This window comes from Pseudomonas sp. AS2.8, assembly GCF_014190935.1.
Lineage (GTDB): Bacteria > Pseudomonadota > Gammaproteobacteria > Pseudomonadales > Pseudomonadaceae > Chryseomonas.
In genome coordinates this window covers 1,402,451-1,417,489 of the sequence record NZ_JACHVV010000001.1, presented here as the reverse complement: position 1 = coordinate 1,417,489, position 15,039 = coordinate 1,402,451, and the positions used below count along the sequence as shown (strand labels likewise).

Sequence of the window (15,039 nt, the reverse complement as noted above, 5' to 3'; positions counted from 1 at the left end):
CCGAGGGTGGGCCCGCTAGGTGCTACCAGCTTGGGATAGGAGCGCTTTCGAGGGAATGGGCCTTCTGGTCAGTTCAGCGTTCCGCAAAATGGAATGATCGGGCTAGCGGCAGGCGAAGGCCAACACCCGCCCCAGCATGGCATCGCAGCCGTCCAGCTGCGCCTGGCTGATGAATTCGTCCGGCTTGTGACCCTGGGCCATGCTACCGGGCCCGCAGACCACGGTGGGAATGCCCGCCGCGGCGAACAGACCGCCTTCGGTACCGAAGGCCACCGTGCCGAAGTCGCGGGAGCCACAGAATTGCGCGACCCATTCGGCCGCCTCGCTTTCGACGGCGGTATCCAGGCCGGGATAGCTCGACAGCTCGGTGAAGCGGATGGCGCTCTGACCGCTGATGGCGCGCATGGCCGGTAGCAGGGTCGCCGCGGCATGGGCCTGTAGCTGATGGATCACCTGGTAGGGATCCTGGGCGGGCAGGGCGCGGATCTCGAAATCGAAGGCGCAGTCCTCGGGCACGATGTTCAGGGCCTGGCCGCCAGCGATCAGGCCGGTCTGGACCGTGGAGAAGGGCGGATCGAAGCGTGGATCCTGGCTTTCCGGGGCCTTGAGCGCCTCGCCGAGCCGGCCAAGTTCGACGACCAGGCGCGCGGCGTATTCGACGGCGTTGACGCCCTGGGGCGCATAGGCCGAATGACAGGCCGCGCCGTGCACCTGGCAGCGCATGGCCACCTTGCCCTTGTGGCCGAGCACCGGCTTGAGCTCGGTGGGTTCGCCGATGAGGCACAGCAGCGGCTTGACCGGGCGTTGGGCCAGCTGGTCGAGCAGGCTGCGCACGCCCAGGCAGCCGACTTCCTCGTCATAGGACAGCGCCAGGTGCAGCGGGCGGCGCAGGGCCGCGCGGCTGGCCGCCGGCACCAGCGCCAGCAGGCAGGCCAGGTAGCCCTTCATGTCGGCGGTGCCGCGGCCATAGAGGCGGCCTTCTTCTTCACTGAGTTCGAAGGCGGGGCGGGTCCAGGCCTGGCCGTCCACCGGCACCACGTCGGTATGGCCCGAGAGCACGATGCCCGGCACGTCCACCGGTCCCAGGGTGGCGAACAGATTGGCCTTGGTGCCCTCGGCGTTGTGGACCAGCTCATAGGGCACGCCGAAGCCCTTCAGGTAGCCGGCGACGAAGTCGATCAGCGCCAGGTTAGATTCGCGACTGGTGGTGTCGAAAGCCACCAGTCGCGCCAGCAGGTCGCGGCTGGCGCTCATCGGTCGTCCCCCGGTACGCCGTAACCGGGGGCGAGATCCGGGCGCACTGCGCGATCAAGGTAGTCCTGCAGTTGCGGCTCATAGGCGCGCCAGAGGGCAGCCAGTTGGCCGATGGGATCCGTCTCGGCCCAGTCGACGCGCAGATTGACGATGGGCCAGCTGGCGTCGCCCACCACCAGCAGCGCCGCCGAATGCACCGGACCGGCCTCGCCACCGGCGGCCATGGCCGCCTGCATGGCCAGCAGCAGGCGCTGGGCGAGGGCGCCCTGGCTGGTTTCGAAGCTTGCCACCAGCGCCTCGACCACCGCGGGGCTCGCCAGCATGTTGCCGGCGCCCACGCAGTTCAGGCCGCTCAAGGCCTGGTGCACGCCCAGGGTATGGGCACCGCTGTGGTGGGCGCTGCGGCCCTGGGCGTCGATGACGGTCACCTGGCGATACTCGGCGTAGCCGTCGCCGGCCAGGCTCTCGGCCAGGGCTGCCGCGGGTGTCAGACCTTGCGCCAGGCACTCCAGGGTGCGCGGCCCCAGGGCGGGCAGGGTGATGTTCTGCGAGCTGACCGCGCCGACCCCGGGTTGCAGCCAGGGGCAGCGGGCGCCCACGGCGATGCTCGATGAACTGATGGCGATACCGAACTGGCCGGTCGCGGCGCAACGGGCGGTAAGGGAAAAGGTCATGGCGTGGCCTCAGTCGGGGATCACGGCGATGACATCGATCTCCATCAGCCATTGGGGCTGGCCCAGGGCCGCCACCACCAGGCCGGTGGAGATGGGGAAGACGCCCTTGAGCCATTTGCCGACCTCCTGGTACACCGGCTCGCGATAGCGCGGATCGATGAGGTAGGTGGTGGTCTTGACGATATGGCTGAGGTCGCTGCCGGCTTCTTCCAGCAGTTGCTTGACGTTCTTCATCGCCTGCTCGGCCTGGGCGCGGGGATCACCCAGCCCGACCAGATTACCCTCGAAATCGGTACCCACCTGACCGCGTACATAGACGGTGTTGCCGGCGCGCACGGCCTGGCAGAGGTCGTTGTCCAGGGTCTGGTTGGGGTAGGTGTCCTTGGTGTTGAACATGCGGATACGGGTGTGGGTCGGGGTAGCCATGGGGATTCTCCTTGTTTCAAGGTAGGTTGGGCTGAGATGGCTTCATCGTCGAAGCCCAACACGGCGGACTTGATATCGATCCTGTTGGGCTTCGCCGGCGCTCAACCCAACCTACGCGCCCTGTAGGGTTGGCTGTCAGGCGCTGCGCGACTGCTGGGGGTGGGTGGTCGTCTCAGCGCTCGGACGGTAGTCCTGGTAGCGGCGCTGGATGGCGATCTGGTCGGCCACGTGGCGGGCGTCGTGCCAGCAGCCCCAGATGAAGGCCGAGCCGCGGCGACTGAGCCAGGGCAGACCGACGAAGTAGATGCCCGGCTCGGCGCCGACGCCGCGTTGGTGCTTGGGCTTGCCGTTGTCGCCGAAGGTATCCACCTGCAACCAGCTGAAATCGGTCGCGTACCCGGTCGCCCAGATTACCGATGTCACGCCCGCGGCCTGCAGGTCCAGTTCCTTGAGCGGTTCGCGGATGCAGGCGGCGTCCGCCACCCGTTCGCGGGCGGCGGGCTCCTCGGGCAAGTCCAGGCCGTGGCGGGCGGCATAGGCGTCGGCGGCGTCCAGCAGGGCCAGGTAGTTGGCGTCGCCGGCGTCGAGGTTCTGGTTTAAGTCCGGGCGGAAGCGCACCACCCCGTCGACGAAGGTGTCGGTGAGGCCCACCAGGGTCATGCCGGCCTGGGCCAGGCGGCGGAAGTCCACGGTATGGCCGCCGCGGGCACCGCTGACGGCGATGGTCACGTGCTCGCGACCCGGTTGCATGGTCTCGGTGTCCCACAGGCCGAGCACGCCCAGCCACCAGCAGAAGTCGCGGCCGCGATAGGCCCGCGGCGGCCGATCGTGAGGGCCGACGGAGAGATAGACGCGCTTGCCGGCACGCAGCAATTCCTCGGCGATTTGCACCCCGGAGGAGCCGGCGCCCACCACCAGCACCGCGCCGCCTGGCAGTTGCTGCGGATTGAAGTAATGGGCGGAATGGATCTGGTAGAGCCCCTCGTCCGTGGGCGCGATCGCCGGGATCACCGGTTTCTGGAAGGGGCCGGTAGCCACCACCACCCGCTGGGCGTTCAGGCTGCCCGCCGAGGTTTCCACCCGAAAGCCCGCCTGGCCGGCCTCGCGGGTCACCCGGGTGACGGCGACGCCGGTGCGGATCGGCGCGCCGATCTGCCGGGCATAGGTCTCGAAGTAGGCGGCGATCTCGTCCTTGCCGGGAAAGCCATCCGGCGCCGTCTGGAATTCCAGCCCGGGGAAGCGATCGTGCCAGGCCGGACCGTTGGCCACCAGGGAATCCCAGCGACCGGTGCGCCAGGCTTCGGCGATGCGGTTCTTTTCCAGCACCAGGTGCTCGATGCCGAGGCGTCCCAGGTGCTCGCTCATGGCGACGCCGGCTTGGCCAGCGCCTATCACCAGGGTGTCGATCGTGGTCGGTAATGTGGACATGAGGGTACCCTTCGGCCGCTCCGCAGGGTGCGGCCGTCATCTAAGCAGTAGGAGGGCGGAGCGCTGAGGCTCCGCGGCGATCAATCCAGCACGGAAGGGTCCTGCTGGATCATCAGTTCTTTCATCTCGGCGAAGTGCTGCTCGGAGAAGTCGGTGATGCCTTCCCAGGCGCGGGCGGTCTTTTCGGCGACCTCGGCGGAAAGCACCCTGAGCGGCTGGCCGGTGGACCAGGCGGTGACCAGGATCTGGCAGGCGCGCTCCAGGGTCCAGATGTCGTCAAAGGCCTGGCCGATGGTGGGGGCGATCACCATGACGCCGTGATTGCCCATCAGCAGCCGCTGCTTGCCATCCAGCAACCCGGCCAGGCGCGCGCCCTCGGCCTCGGTGTCGGCCATGCCCCCATAGAGTTCGTCCACCGCCAGGCGATTGAAGTAGCGCGCGGTGTTCTGGTCGATGGGCGGCACCTCGGACTTGGCCAGGCAGGCCACCGCCGTGGTGTAGACCGGGTGCAGGTGCAGCACCACCCTGGCCTCCGGCAGCCGGCGATGGATCTGCCCGTGGATCGACCAGGCCGTGCGGTCCACGTCGGGCCGCTCGGCGCCCTGCGGATCGTCCGCGTCGAGCAGCAGCAGATCACTGGCGCGGATGCGCGAGAAGTGCTTCCACTTGGGATTGGTCAGGAACTGCTTGCCGTCGGCGGAGACCGCGGCGCTGAAGTGGTTGGCGACGGCTTCGTGCATGCCGAGGTGGGCGATGACGCGAAAGGTCGCCGCCAGATCGATGCGCAGCCGTTCCTCGGGAGAAAGTGCCATGGTCGTGACTCCGGAAGGCTCAGGGCTTGGGCATCAGGGCGGCGATGTCCGCCTCGGTGGGTGCCTGGAAGTTGTACTTCTTCAGCAGCGCGGCGTACTCCGGGGTGGCGCTGTACTGCTTGAGCGCATCCACCAGGGCGGTCTTGACCGCGTCGTTGCCCTTTTTCACGCCGAAGCCATTGAGCACCGGGTAGATCAGGCTGTCCGAGGAAATCACCACGCGATTGCCGAGCTTCTCCACCAGGCCGCGGGCCACGGCGGCGTCGGTGATCTGCGCCTCCACGGCCTTGGACAGCAGTGCCTGGGTGGTCTGGGGATCGGTGCCGTATTCGCTCACGGCGATCGGCTGCAGACCATTCTTCACACAGTACTCGTCGGAGAGCTTGTGCAGCTGCTGCAGCCAGGAGGTGGCGCCCATGGAGCCGATCTTGTGGCCGCAGAAGTCTTCCGGCTTCTTGGGCTGATAGCTGCTGCCCTTGAGCGCGATGATCGACTCGCCGCTCTTCAGGTAGGGGATCATGTCGATCACCTTGAGGCGGTCCGCGGTGATGTACATCGAGGAGTTGGTGATGTCGAAGCGCCCGCCCTGCAGCCCGGTGATGAGGTTGGGGAAGCGGGTGTCGATCGTCTCCACGGAGCGGCCCATGAGCTTGCCCAGTCCCTCGACGAATTCGATGTCAAAGCCTGCCGGCTTGTTGTCCTGCACATATTCGTAGGGGAAGAAGGTCAGGTCGGATCCGGCGACCAGCTTGCCCGGCTGCAGGAAATCGGCCGAGGCCAGGCTGGAGACCAGCGCCAGGCCGGCGCCCGGTACGGCGGTGGAGAGGATTCGAATCGAGGCGCTGCTGACTCTTTGCATGGCGGTGCTCCTTGAGGGGGTAGGAAAGATCAAACGGCAGCCTGGTCGAGCCCGGCCTGCTGGACGAAGAAGGACGCGCCGCGCGGTTTCTGCGGCAGCCGCACGCTGTTGGCCACGCTGCGCACCAGCCCGCTTTCCTGACCGGCCACCAGCACGCCGGCGTGCTCGCTGGGCAGCGGATTCTCGCCAAAGGGCAGGGCGTCCTCGGCGGCATAGACGCTGATGAACAGGGTGCGCGGCAATTCGGTCTGGTTGGGGCTGGAGGCGTGCAGCAGGCGGGTGTGCATGAAGCACACCGAACCGGCCGGGCCGAAGCAGGCCACGGGCTGGCCGCAGTGCTCGGCGACTACCTCGTCATCGACGGCGCCGCTGAAGCGGCCGTCCTGCCAGTGCGACCACAGCGGCCCGCGGTGGCTGCCGGGAATGACCGTCAGCGGGCCGTTCTCAGGGGTCACTTCGCTCACCATCAGCAGCGCGGTAACCACGTCATCGTTGCTGTGCGGGGTAAAGAGGAAATCCTGGTGCCACTTCACCTGGGTGGCGGTATGCGGCAGCTTCGAGTTGATCTTGCTGTGGTGGAAGCGCGTACCGTTGCCACCGATCAACTGGGCGGCGACCCGGGCCATGCGTGAGGACAGGGCAACCTGACGATAGGCCGCGGAGATCTCGGTCGGCGAACTGACCCGGCGCAGGGAGGGGTGGTCGGGCCGGTGGTCCAGCTCCACGTCGAAACGGGCGCGGCCGTCCTGGGTCTCGCCCCAGGCCTCGGCGTGGCTGCGGCTGTCCTCCACCCAGAGATCGAAATCGGCCTGCAGGGTGGCGATTTCCTCGGCCGTCAGCAGATTCTCGACCACCAGGTAGCCGTCGCGGTGAAACTGGTCCAGTTGCGCTTGCTCGATCATAGGGGTTCTCCAGAAGCCAAGGGGTGGGGTCAAGCCAGGGACACGTCCTTGAGAAAGGCCTCGACGCGCGGATGCTGGCCGTTACGCAGTACCTGGGGCGCGTCGTCGCAGACCACGCGGCCCTTTTCCATGAAGACGATGCGGTCCGAGACCTTGAAGGCGAAGTTCATCTCGTGGGTGACGATCACCATGGTGATGCCCTCCTGGGCCAGGGCCTCGATCACCTGCAGCACCTCGTTGACCTTTTCCGGATCCAGCGCCGAGGTGGGTTCGTCGAACAGCATGATCTGCGGTCGCATCATCAGCGCCCGGGCGATGGCCACGCGCTGCTGCTGGCCGCCGGACAGCTGGTGCGGATACTTCCAGGTGTGGTCGAGCATCCCGACCTTGTGCAGCAGGGCATAGGCCTGCTGCCTGAGCGCTGCGAGGGTATCCAGGCGGTGATAGCGCGGCGCGAGCAGCAGGTTGTCCAGCACCGTCAGGTGGGGGAAGAGGTTGAAGCTCTGGAACACCATGCCGATGTCCAGGCGGTGCTCGCTGTGCTCGATGAAGCGCGGCTTCTGGGCGCCGTCCTTGCGGAGGTGGATGAACGGCTGGCCGTTGATGCGGATCTCGCCGTTGTCCAGTTGCTCCAGGCCGTTGAGCAGGCGGATCAGGGTGGTCTTGCCCGAGCCGGACGGGCCGATCACCGAGACCACCTCGCCAGGCTGGATGCGCAGGTTGACCGAGCCCAGCACCTCGACGTCGTTGTAGGCCTTGTGCAGGCGCGCCGCCTGCAGCGCAGGGGTGCTGGCGTCCCATTGCGGCTTGGCGCTGGCGGTCGACGCCTGGGTGGCCAGGGCCAGCACCTGGGCGTCGGGGGTCCGCACCACCTTGCGCTGGGTGACGTCGAGGAAGCGCTCCAGGCGTTTGAGCAGGAAGTCGAACAGGGTGACGATCAGCACGTAGTAGAAGGCCACCGCCACCATGGTCTCCATGACCAGGAAATTCTGCGAATAGAGGCGCTGGCCGACCATCAGGATCTCGGTGAGGGAGATCACCGACACCAGGGAGCTGAGCTTGACAATGGAGATGTATTCGTTGGCCAGCGACGGCAGGGCCACGCGCAGGGCCTGGGGAATGACGATGCGCCACTGGGTGCCGAGAAAGCGCAACCCCAGCGCCCGCGCCGCCTCGCCCTGGCCCTTGGGAATCGACAGCAGGCCACCGCGGTGGATCTCGGCGACATAGGCAGTCTCGCTGATGACCAGGCCGATCAGGCCGGCCCAGAAGGGATCCGCGAGCACCACCGAGGTGGCCGGCAGCGCCTGCGGCAGGTTGTAGATGAAGATCAGCAGCACCAGCAGCGGCACGCTGCGAAAGAACCAGATGTAGGCGCGGGCCGGCAGGTTGAGCGCGGGATGCCGGGACTGCTTGGCCAGGGCGATGAAGAAGCCCAGGGCGATGCTGATGACCCAGGTGAGGGTGCTGAGTTTGATGACGGTCCAGGTTGCCAGCCAGAATTGAGTGTCGCCGATAAGGCCGAACATGTAGTTCCAGTCGAAAGTCATCGTCAAAACCTGTCGCCATTCATTGTAAGGACACCTTCGAAGAGGGCTGTCCGGTCGCTGCAATTACAGAATTGGCAATCAGCTGACTTATCGTCAATTAACAAATTACGGGCCTCTGTATAGGACTTTGCTATACAGGCACGGCAGCGGCTGGAGGACTTTTCCAATATGCCCTCATAAGGGGCAAAGTGCCGCCATTAAAGGCTGTAGTGCAGGCTTTTGGTGCACTGGCGCGACCGGAATGCAGCGGACATCCGCTGGATTTTCAAGGGTTTGCTGGGTGTGGGCGGCAGGCGCAGGCCGCCTGGCACAGCTTTCGCTTCGAGAGTAAAGGCTATGCAGAGGCGAGCTTTGCACAGGTTTTTCCTATAGGCGATCCGTGACCCACTTTACGCTCAGGCAACTTCGTTATTTCGTCGCGGTGGTCGAGGAAGACAGCATTGTCGAGGCGGCGCGACAACTGCACATATCCCAGCCGTCGATTTCCGTCGCCATCAAGAATCTCGAAGAAAGTTTCGAGCAGAAGTTGTTTATCCGCCATCACGCCCAGGGCGTGTCCCTCACCGCCAGCGGGCGCCGACTCTACGAAAAGGCCAAGGAACTGTTGCGGCTGTCCCATGAACTGGAACAGAACGCCAAGGCGGAAAACGAGATGGTTTCGGGGACCGTGGCCATCGGCTGTTTCGAATCCGCGGCACCGCTCTACCTGCCCAAGCTGGTCGCCGGGTTCAAGCGGCTCTATCCGGAAATCACCATCCAGCTGCACGACGGCGAACAGCACGAACTCATGCACGGGGTGCACCGGGGGCGCTTCGACCTGGTGTTTCTCTACGATCTGGAGCTGGGCGATTCCATCACCAAGGAAAAGCTCAATGCACCGCACAAGCCCTATGCCCTGTTGCCCATCGCCCATCCCCTGGCCGGCAAGAAGGCGGTGACGCTCAAGGAGCTGAGTCGCGAGCCCATGATCCTGCTGGACGTGGTGCCCAGCCGTAACTACTTCATCGACATCTTCAAGGAAAAGGGCTACCACCCCACGGTGGCCTACAGCTCCCCCTCCATCGAGATGGTGCGCTGCATGGTGGGGCAGGGGCTGGGCTTTTCCGTGCTGGTCACCCGGCCGACCACCGACATGACCTACGACGGCAAGCGCCTGGCCCAGGTCAACATCCACGACGACATGCCGGCCTCGACCTTCATCATGGCCTACCTGCGCAACAACGAGCCGACCAAGGCGACGCGGCTGTTCATGGACTATTGCCGGAGTGTCGATCTGTCGCCGGTGCCGGTAGAAAGTCCGTCAGGCTGAAAGCCGTGCTGGCCTTTACCCCTTTTCCGGGCGAAAGGGCAGGGATAGACGGCCCCGGGCTGGTCGCCGCCGATCAATGTAAAGTAGAATCAATATCATCTAAGCATCATCGCGCAGGCAGCACCCGTCATGAGTGATATGGCTCTCGCATCCTCACGCCATCTTCATCGGCTCTATTGCGACCACAGCGGCTGGCTACAGGCCTGGTTGCGGCGGCGGCTGGGCAGCGAATGGGATGCGGCCGATCTCAGTCAGGAGGCCTTTCTGCGGCTGGTGCGCAATCCCGAGGTGCTTGGCGAACTGCAAGAGCCGCGGGCGTATCTGGTAACCATCGGCAAGCGCCTGCTGATCAATTTCCAGCGCCGGCGCAGCCTGGAGCAGGCTTATCTCGACGCCCTGGCCGAACTGCCCGAAGCCTGCGCGCCATCGCCCGAGCAACGTTGGGTACTGCTGGAAACCCTGCAGGCCCTCGATGAGCTGCTCGACGGCCTGCCCGCCACGGTGCGCCATGCCTTCCTGCTCAGCCAGCTCGAAGACCTCACCTATCGCGAGATCGCCGAGCGCTTGCAGGTCTCCGAGCGCACCATCAAGAGATACATGGCGCAGGCCTATGAACATTGCCTGCTGGCGGAGCTGTGCTGAACAGTGCCCAGGACCGGCGGCGGACAGCGATCCGCGAGGCCGCGGGCTGGCTGGCGTTGCTGGAATCCGGCGCGGCCGGCGAGCGCGAACACCAGCAGCTGCAGGCCTGGCGCCAGGCCCATGCCGAGCACGAGCGCGCCTGGCAGGCGGCCTTGGCGCTGCAGCAACGCTTCGCCGCGGTGCCGTCGCGGCTGGCCATGGCCAGTCTGCAACCGGCCGATCGCGGTCGGCGTAGCGCCTTGCGTCAGTTGCTCGGCCTGGCGCTGGTGGTACCGACGGGGTGGTGGCTGACCCAGGAAGTGCCGCTGGACGCCTGGACCGCCGATCTCGGCACCGCCACCGGCGAACGCCGCAGCCTGACCCTGGCCGACGGCAGCCTGCTGCAACTCAATACCGCGACCGCCGTGAACCTGGATCAAGCACGGCGGCGGCTCACCCTCGTGCAGGGCGAGCTTTCGCTGCAGGTGCCCGGCGCCCAGGCCCTGACGCTGGACACCCGGTTCGGGGCCCTGACGGTGCGCCAGGCCGAGGTCTGCGTGCAGCAGGATGACGAGGGGTGCGACGTGCGCGTGGTCAGCGGTAGCGTCGGCGTGCAGCCGCTGAGCGGGCCGGGGCTGGACCTGGGCAAGGGCCAGCAATTGCGCCTGAGTGCCCTGGGGATCGGTGCCATCGAGCCGTTTTCCGCGACGCTGCTGAGCTGGCGCCAGGGCGTGCTGATCGCCCAGGACCAGCCCCTGGACGAATTCCTGCAGGCACTCGGTCGCTATCGCCGTGGCCTGCTGCGCTGGGATCCCGCGCTCGCCAGCCTCAGGGTCACCGGTAGCTTCCAGCTCGCCGATACCGACCGGGTACTCGCGCTCCTGGCCGCGACGCTGCCGGTGGAGCTGCACTGGCGCAGCCGCTTCTGGGTGACCGTGAAACCCCGCTCGGTCAGCGTCTGAAAAAAATCCTGTCCCCTTTTCCGTACTCGTCGGTCATTAACGGCATAGGACAATCAAAGGAGGGGGATTCAATGGTGGCGTTGGTATTGCGTCCGTTGCTGCGCACGGGCTTGCTGGTGGCATTGAGTGGTACTCCCTGGTGGGCGGGTTCTGCCTGGGCCCAGGAGGCCGCCCGCCGGCACTATGAGATTCCCGCCGGCAGTCTCGCCCAGGCGCTGACGCGCTTCGCCGCGGAGTCCGGCGTCAACCTGGCGGTGGATCCGGGGCTGGTGGGCAAGCGCAACAGCGCTGGGCTCAATGGCGACTATGGTGTGGAGGAGGGCTTCAGCCGCCTGCTGGCCGGCTCGGGGCTGCGGCTGCAGCCGCTGGGCGAGCGCGACTTCACCCTGGCGCCGGCGCCGCAGGACAGCGGTGTCCAGGAGCTGGCCAGCACCTCCATCGTCGCCACCAGCCTGCAGGCGGACGACGCGCCCTACGCCGGTGGCCAGGTCGCGCGGCAAGGCTCCCAGGGGCTGCTGGGCCATCGCGACTTCATGGACACGCCCTTCAGCCAGACGTCCTACACCGCCCAGACCGTGCAGAATCTCCAGGCCCGCACCCTGACCGACCTGATCGCCAGCGATCCCTCGGTGCGCTCCACCAATCCGTCGGGTGGTCGCTTCGAGCAGTTCACCATCCGCGGTTTCAGCCTGTTCAACAGCGACGTCGCCTACAATGGCCTCTATGGCGTGCTGCCGACCTATTCCATCGACATGGAGATGGCGGAGCGGGTCGACATCCTCAAGGGGCCGAGCCAGCTGCTCAACGGCATCTCTCCGCGCGGCAGCGTCGGCGGGGGCATCAACGTGGTGCCCAAGCGCGCTACCGACCAGCCCATCACCGAAATCACCGGCAGCTATGCCTCCGACAGCCAGGTGGGCGGGGCGGTCGACATCGGGCGGCGCTTCGGCGAGGACAATCGCTTCGGCATGCGCTTCAACGGCGTCAAGCAATCCGGCGACACCACCTGGGATCACCAGCACGTCGATCGCCAGATGGGCGTGCTCGGTCTGGACTATCGCGTGGAGCGCCTGCGCCTGGGCCTCGATCTCGGCCACACCGAGCGCGACACCGATGCGCCTCAGGAGCGGGTGCTGGTAGGCGCCAGCGCCCGGGTGCCCGATGCCGACGACGTGCGCCACAACTACGCCCAGCGCTGGACCCGCGCCCAGACCAAGGACACCTTCGGCGCCCTGCGTGGCGAATTCGACATCGACGATTCGCTGATGGTCTATGGCGCCGTGGGCGCGCGTCGCAGCGATCATGATTTCCTGCGCCACAATGTTTCCATCACCAACGACGCCGGCGATTTCAGCGTCCAGCCGCGCGACTTCACCCGCGACGAGGACGTGCGCACCGCCAACCTGGGCGCGCGCAAATGGCTGCAGACCGGCCCGGTCAGCCACGAGCTCAATGTCAGCGCCGACTACTTCTACATGGACTTCGAGAACGGCGGCGGGCGCTACGCCAGTGGGGCGAGCAACCTGTACAACCCCAGTGACCTGCCCGCGCCGGGCATCCAGACCCGCTCCGACGGCAAGGACTACACCGAGAACCGCTTCAGTGGCGTGGCCCTGGCCGACACCCTGGGCTTCTTCGACGATCGCCTGCTGGTCACCCTCGGCGCCCGCTGGCAGCGGGTCAAGGTGGACGACTGGTCCGACGGCGTGAAGCAACCCACCGCCTACGACGAGGAAAAGGTCTCGCCCTCGGCGGGCGTGCTGTTCAAGGCCACCGAGCGGCTGTCGCTCTATGCCAACTACATGGAAGGCCTCAGCCAGGGCAAGATCGCGCCGTCCACCGCGCTGAACGAGGACGAGATCTTTCCGCCCTTCATCAGCCGCCAGGCGGAGGTGGGCGCCAAGTACGACTTCGGCGCCGTGGCCGTGACCGCGAGCGCCTTCCGCATCAAGCAGCCGGCCTACGAGACCAACGCCACCAGCCGCACCTTCGGTCCCAATGGCAAGCGGGTCAACGACGGGGCGGAGCTGAGCGTGTTCGGCGAGCCGCTGGCGGGCTTCCGCGTGCTTGGCGGCCTGATGTACATCGACAGCGAACTCAAGGACACCGTGGGCGGCACCTTCGATGGCAACCGCGCCCCAGCCACGCCTCGGCTCAATGCCAACCTCGGTGCCGAACTGGACATCCCGGCGGTGCCGGGCCTGACCCTGACCGGACGGGGGATCTACACCAGCTCCCAGTACCTGGACCAGGCCAACAGCAAGGAAATCGACGCCTGGCATCGCTTCGACGTGGGCGCGCGCTACGCCTTCAAGGTCGACGCCACCCGCGTGACCCTGCGGGCCTCGGTGGAGAACGTGATGAACGAACGCTACTGGGCCTCTGCCGGCGCCTCCGACGACAGCGAACCCGGCCTGACGATCTCCACGCCGCGGACTTTCGTCTTCTCCACCACCCTGGCGTTCTAACGCCGCCGGGGCCCGCCGCGGCGCAAGGCTCGTGCAGTCCTGCGCAGCGGCAGATTTAGGGGCAGTCAATTACGGGCGGAACATGGCTGCGTAATTTAGTTGAAGTCCGTTATTCATCGACAGGAGTGTTATGCGGATATAGCTGAAACAAGAGCCTTATCAAGATTATTGCCGAGCTATTTCAATAACGGACTGCAGTGAGTTCGGGCCTCTTATCGTGCGCATATTGATGAAAGTTGGGCGAGTTCAAAGACTGCGTTATTAGTGGGAATAGCGGTTGAAGGATGAGAATGAAACTGATTATCGTTACCGAAGATAAACGTCCCGAGGTCTGACGCCATGCTTCAACCATCCCTCAGTCGAGATACCGCAGTACCTGATAACGCCTTCTTTCTCGCTCGCCAGGCGCGCTTCGAATCCAGGGTCCGCAGCTATCCGCGCAAGCTGCCGCTGGCCATCGCCAAGGCCGCCGGCGTCTGGGTGACCGACGTCGAAGGCAAGACCTACCTGGATTGCCTGGCCGGGGCAGGCACCCTGGCCTTGGGGCACAACCATCCCGCCGTTACCGCCGCCATCACCGACTTTCTCGGCAGCGGCCTGCCGATGCACAGCCTGGATCTCACCACGCCGCTCAAGGACGCCTTCAGCGAGCGCCTGCTGGGCCTGCTGCCGGGTCGGGCAGAAGACTACTGCCTGCAATTCTGCGGGCCGTCCGGCGCCGATGCGGTGGAAGCGGCGCTGAAGCTGGCCAAGAAGGTCACCGGACGCAGCAACGTGGTCGCCTTTTCCGGCGGCTACCACGGCATGACCCATGGCGCCCTGGCGGTGACCGGCAATCTCGCGCCCAAGCAGGGCGTGGCGGGGTTGATGCCCGGGGTGCAATTCCTGCCCTATCCCCACGAATACCGCTGCCCGCTGGGACTGGGCGGCGAGCTGGGCTCCGATGCCCTGGCGCGCTATCTGGAGCGCTTTTTCGGCGACGTGGAAAGTGGCGTCTGCCGGCCGGCGGCGGTGATCGTCGAGGCGGTGCAGGGGGAGGGTGGCGTCAACCCGGCACCGGTGGCCTGGCTGCGCACCCTGCGCCGGGTCACCCGGGAACACGGCATCCTGCTCATCGTCGACGAAGTCCAGACCGGCTTCGGCCGCACCGGCGCGCTGTTCGCCTGCCAGCATGCCGGTATCGAGCCGGACATCCTGGTGCTGTCCAAGGCCGTGGGTGGTGGCTTGCCGCTGGCGCTATTGGCGATTCGCCGCGAATTCGATGCCTGGGAGCCCGGTGGCCATACCGGGACCTTCCGCGGCAATCAGCTGGCCATGGCGACCGGGCTCGCCACCCTGGAGGTCATCGAGCGCGAGGGTCTGGTCAGCCATGCGGCCCAGCTCGGCGGTTGGCTCAGGCGTCATCTGGAGCGGCTGCGCGAGCGTTTCCCCGCCATCGGCAACGTCCGTGGCCTGGGCCTGATGCTGGGCCTGGAGATCGTCGCTGCGGGCGGCGCGGCGGATGCGCTCGGCAGCCTGCCGGCCGATCCGGATCTGGCCGCCGCCATTCAGCGCCACTGTTTCACCCAGGGGCTGCTGCTCGAACGCGGCGGCCGCGACGGCAACGTGGTGCGGCTGCTGCCGCCGCTGATCCTGCAGGAAAGCCACTGCCTGGTGCTGCTCGAACGCCTGGAGACGGCCCTCGTCGCGGCGCTGGCCGAGCCCCGTGGCTGAGCACAAGGCACCACCCGAGTGCCGTGACACCGGATCGCTCCCCGCGACGCGCAACCTCCTG

At 66.3% G+C, this 15,039-nt stretch carries 13 protein-coding genes; 5 read left to right on the top strand and 8 right to left on the bottom strand.

Going from position 1 to position 15,039, the window contains the following annotated elements:
• Nucleotides 1–102: 102 nt before the first annotated feature.
• The 8 genes from argE to FHR73_RS06380 form a co-directional block, all read right to left on the bottom strand.
• Complete coding sequence (gene argE / locus FHR73_RS06415) at nt 103–1,254, bottom strand: acetylornithine deacetylase (protein ID WP_183630074.1); 1,152 nt, start codon at nt 1,252–1,254, stop codon at nt 103–105.
• On the bottom strand, nt 1,251–1,928 hold the full coding sequence (locus FHR73_RS06410; protein ID WP_183630073.1) for a DUF1028 domain-containing protein: 678 nt from the start codon (nt 1,926–1,928) through the stop codon (nt 1,251–1,253). The genes argE and FHR73_RS06410 overlap by 4 nt, the downstream gene beginning before the upstream one ends.
• 9 nt (nt 1,929–1,937) lie before the next feature.
• Nucleotides 1,938–2,354: a RidA family protein gene (locus FHR73_RS06405; protein ID WP_183630072.1), complete on the bottom strand. Its 417-nt coding sequence runs from the start codon at nt 2,352–2,354 to the stop codon at nt 1,938–1,940.
• A 135-nt stretch (nt 2,355–2,489) separates the two neighbouring features.
• On the bottom strand, nt 2,490–3,782 hold the full coding sequence (locus tag FHR73_RS06400) for an NAD(P)/FAD-dependent oxidoreductase (RefSeq protein ID WP_183630071.1): 1,293 nt from the start codon (nt 3,780–3,782) through the stop codon (nt 2,490–2,492).
• Between the two features lie 80 nt (nt 3,783–3,862).
• Complete coding sequence (locus FHR73_RS06395; protein WP_183630070.1) at nt 3,863–4,594, bottom strand: class II aldolase and adducin N-terminal domain-containing protein; 732 nt, start codon at nt 4,592–4,594, stop codon at nt 3,863–3,865.
• A 19-nt stretch (nt 4,595–4,613) separates the two neighbouring features.
• Complete coding sequence (locus FHR73_RS06390) at nt 4,614–5,453, bottom strand: ABC transporter substrate-binding protein (protein ID WP_183630069.1); 840 nt, start codon at nt 5,451–5,453, stop codon at nt 4,614–4,616.
• A gap of 29 nt (nt 5,454–5,482) precedes the next feature.
• Nucleotides 5,483–6,355 carry a phytanoyl-CoA dioxygenase family protein gene (locus tag FHR73_RS06385; RefSeq protein ID WP_183630068.1) on the bottom strand — a complete coding sequence of 291 codons (873 nt, stop codon included), beginning with the start codon at nt 6,353–6,355 and terminating at the stop codon, nt 5,483–5,485.
• 29 nt (nt 6,356–6,384) lie between these two features.
• Nucleotides 6,385–7,905: an amino acid ABC transporter permease/ATP-binding protein gene (locus FHR73_RS06380; protein ID WP_183630067.1), complete on the bottom strand. Its 1,521-nt coding sequence runs from the start codon at nt 7,903–7,905 to the stop codon at nt 6,385–6,387.
• A gap of 379 nt (nt 7,906–8,284) precedes the next feature.
• Between FHR73_RS06380 and FHR73_RS06375 the strand changes: the two genes are divergently transcribed.
• The 5 genes from FHR73_RS06375 (at nt 8,285) to FHR73_RS06355 (ending at nt 14,978) form a co-directional block, all read left to right on the top strand.
• Nucleotides 8,285–9,214: a LysR family transcriptional regulator gene (locus FHR73_RS06375; RefSeq protein ID WP_183630066.1), complete on the top strand. Its 930-nt coding sequence runs from the start codon at nt 8,285–8,287 to the stop codon at nt 9,212–9,214.
• A 129-nt stretch (nt 9,215–9,343) separates the two neighbouring features.
• Nucleotides 9,344–9,856, top strand: a complete 513-nt coding sequence (locus FHR73_RS06370) for a sigma-70 family RNA polymerase sigma factor (protein WP_133861742.1) — start codon at nt 9,344–9,346, stop codon at nt 9,854–9,856.
• Entirely contained in the window at nt 9,853–10,797 is a 945-nt protein-coding gene (locus FHR73_RS06365; protein WP_221191472.1) for a FecR domain-containing protein, read from the top strand. The genes FHR73_RS06370 and FHR73_RS06365 overlap by 4 nt, the downstream gene beginning before the upstream one ends.
• A gap of 71 nt (nt 10,798–10,868) precedes the next feature.
• The gene (locus FHR73_RS06360; RefSeq protein WP_183630064.1) at nt 10,869–13,265 is read left to right on the top strand and encodes a TonB-dependent receptor; all 2,397 of its coding nucleotides are present in this window, start codon (nt 10,869–10,871) and stop codon (nt 13,263–13,265) included.
• Nucleotides 13,266–13,604: 339 nt separating this feature from the next.
• Entirely contained in the window at nt 13,605–14,978 is a 1,374-nt protein-coding gene (locus FHR73_RS06355; protein ID WP_183630063.1) for a diaminobutyrate--2-oxoglutarate transaminase, read from the top strand.
• Nucleotides 14,979–15,039 lie beyond the last annotated feature (61 nt).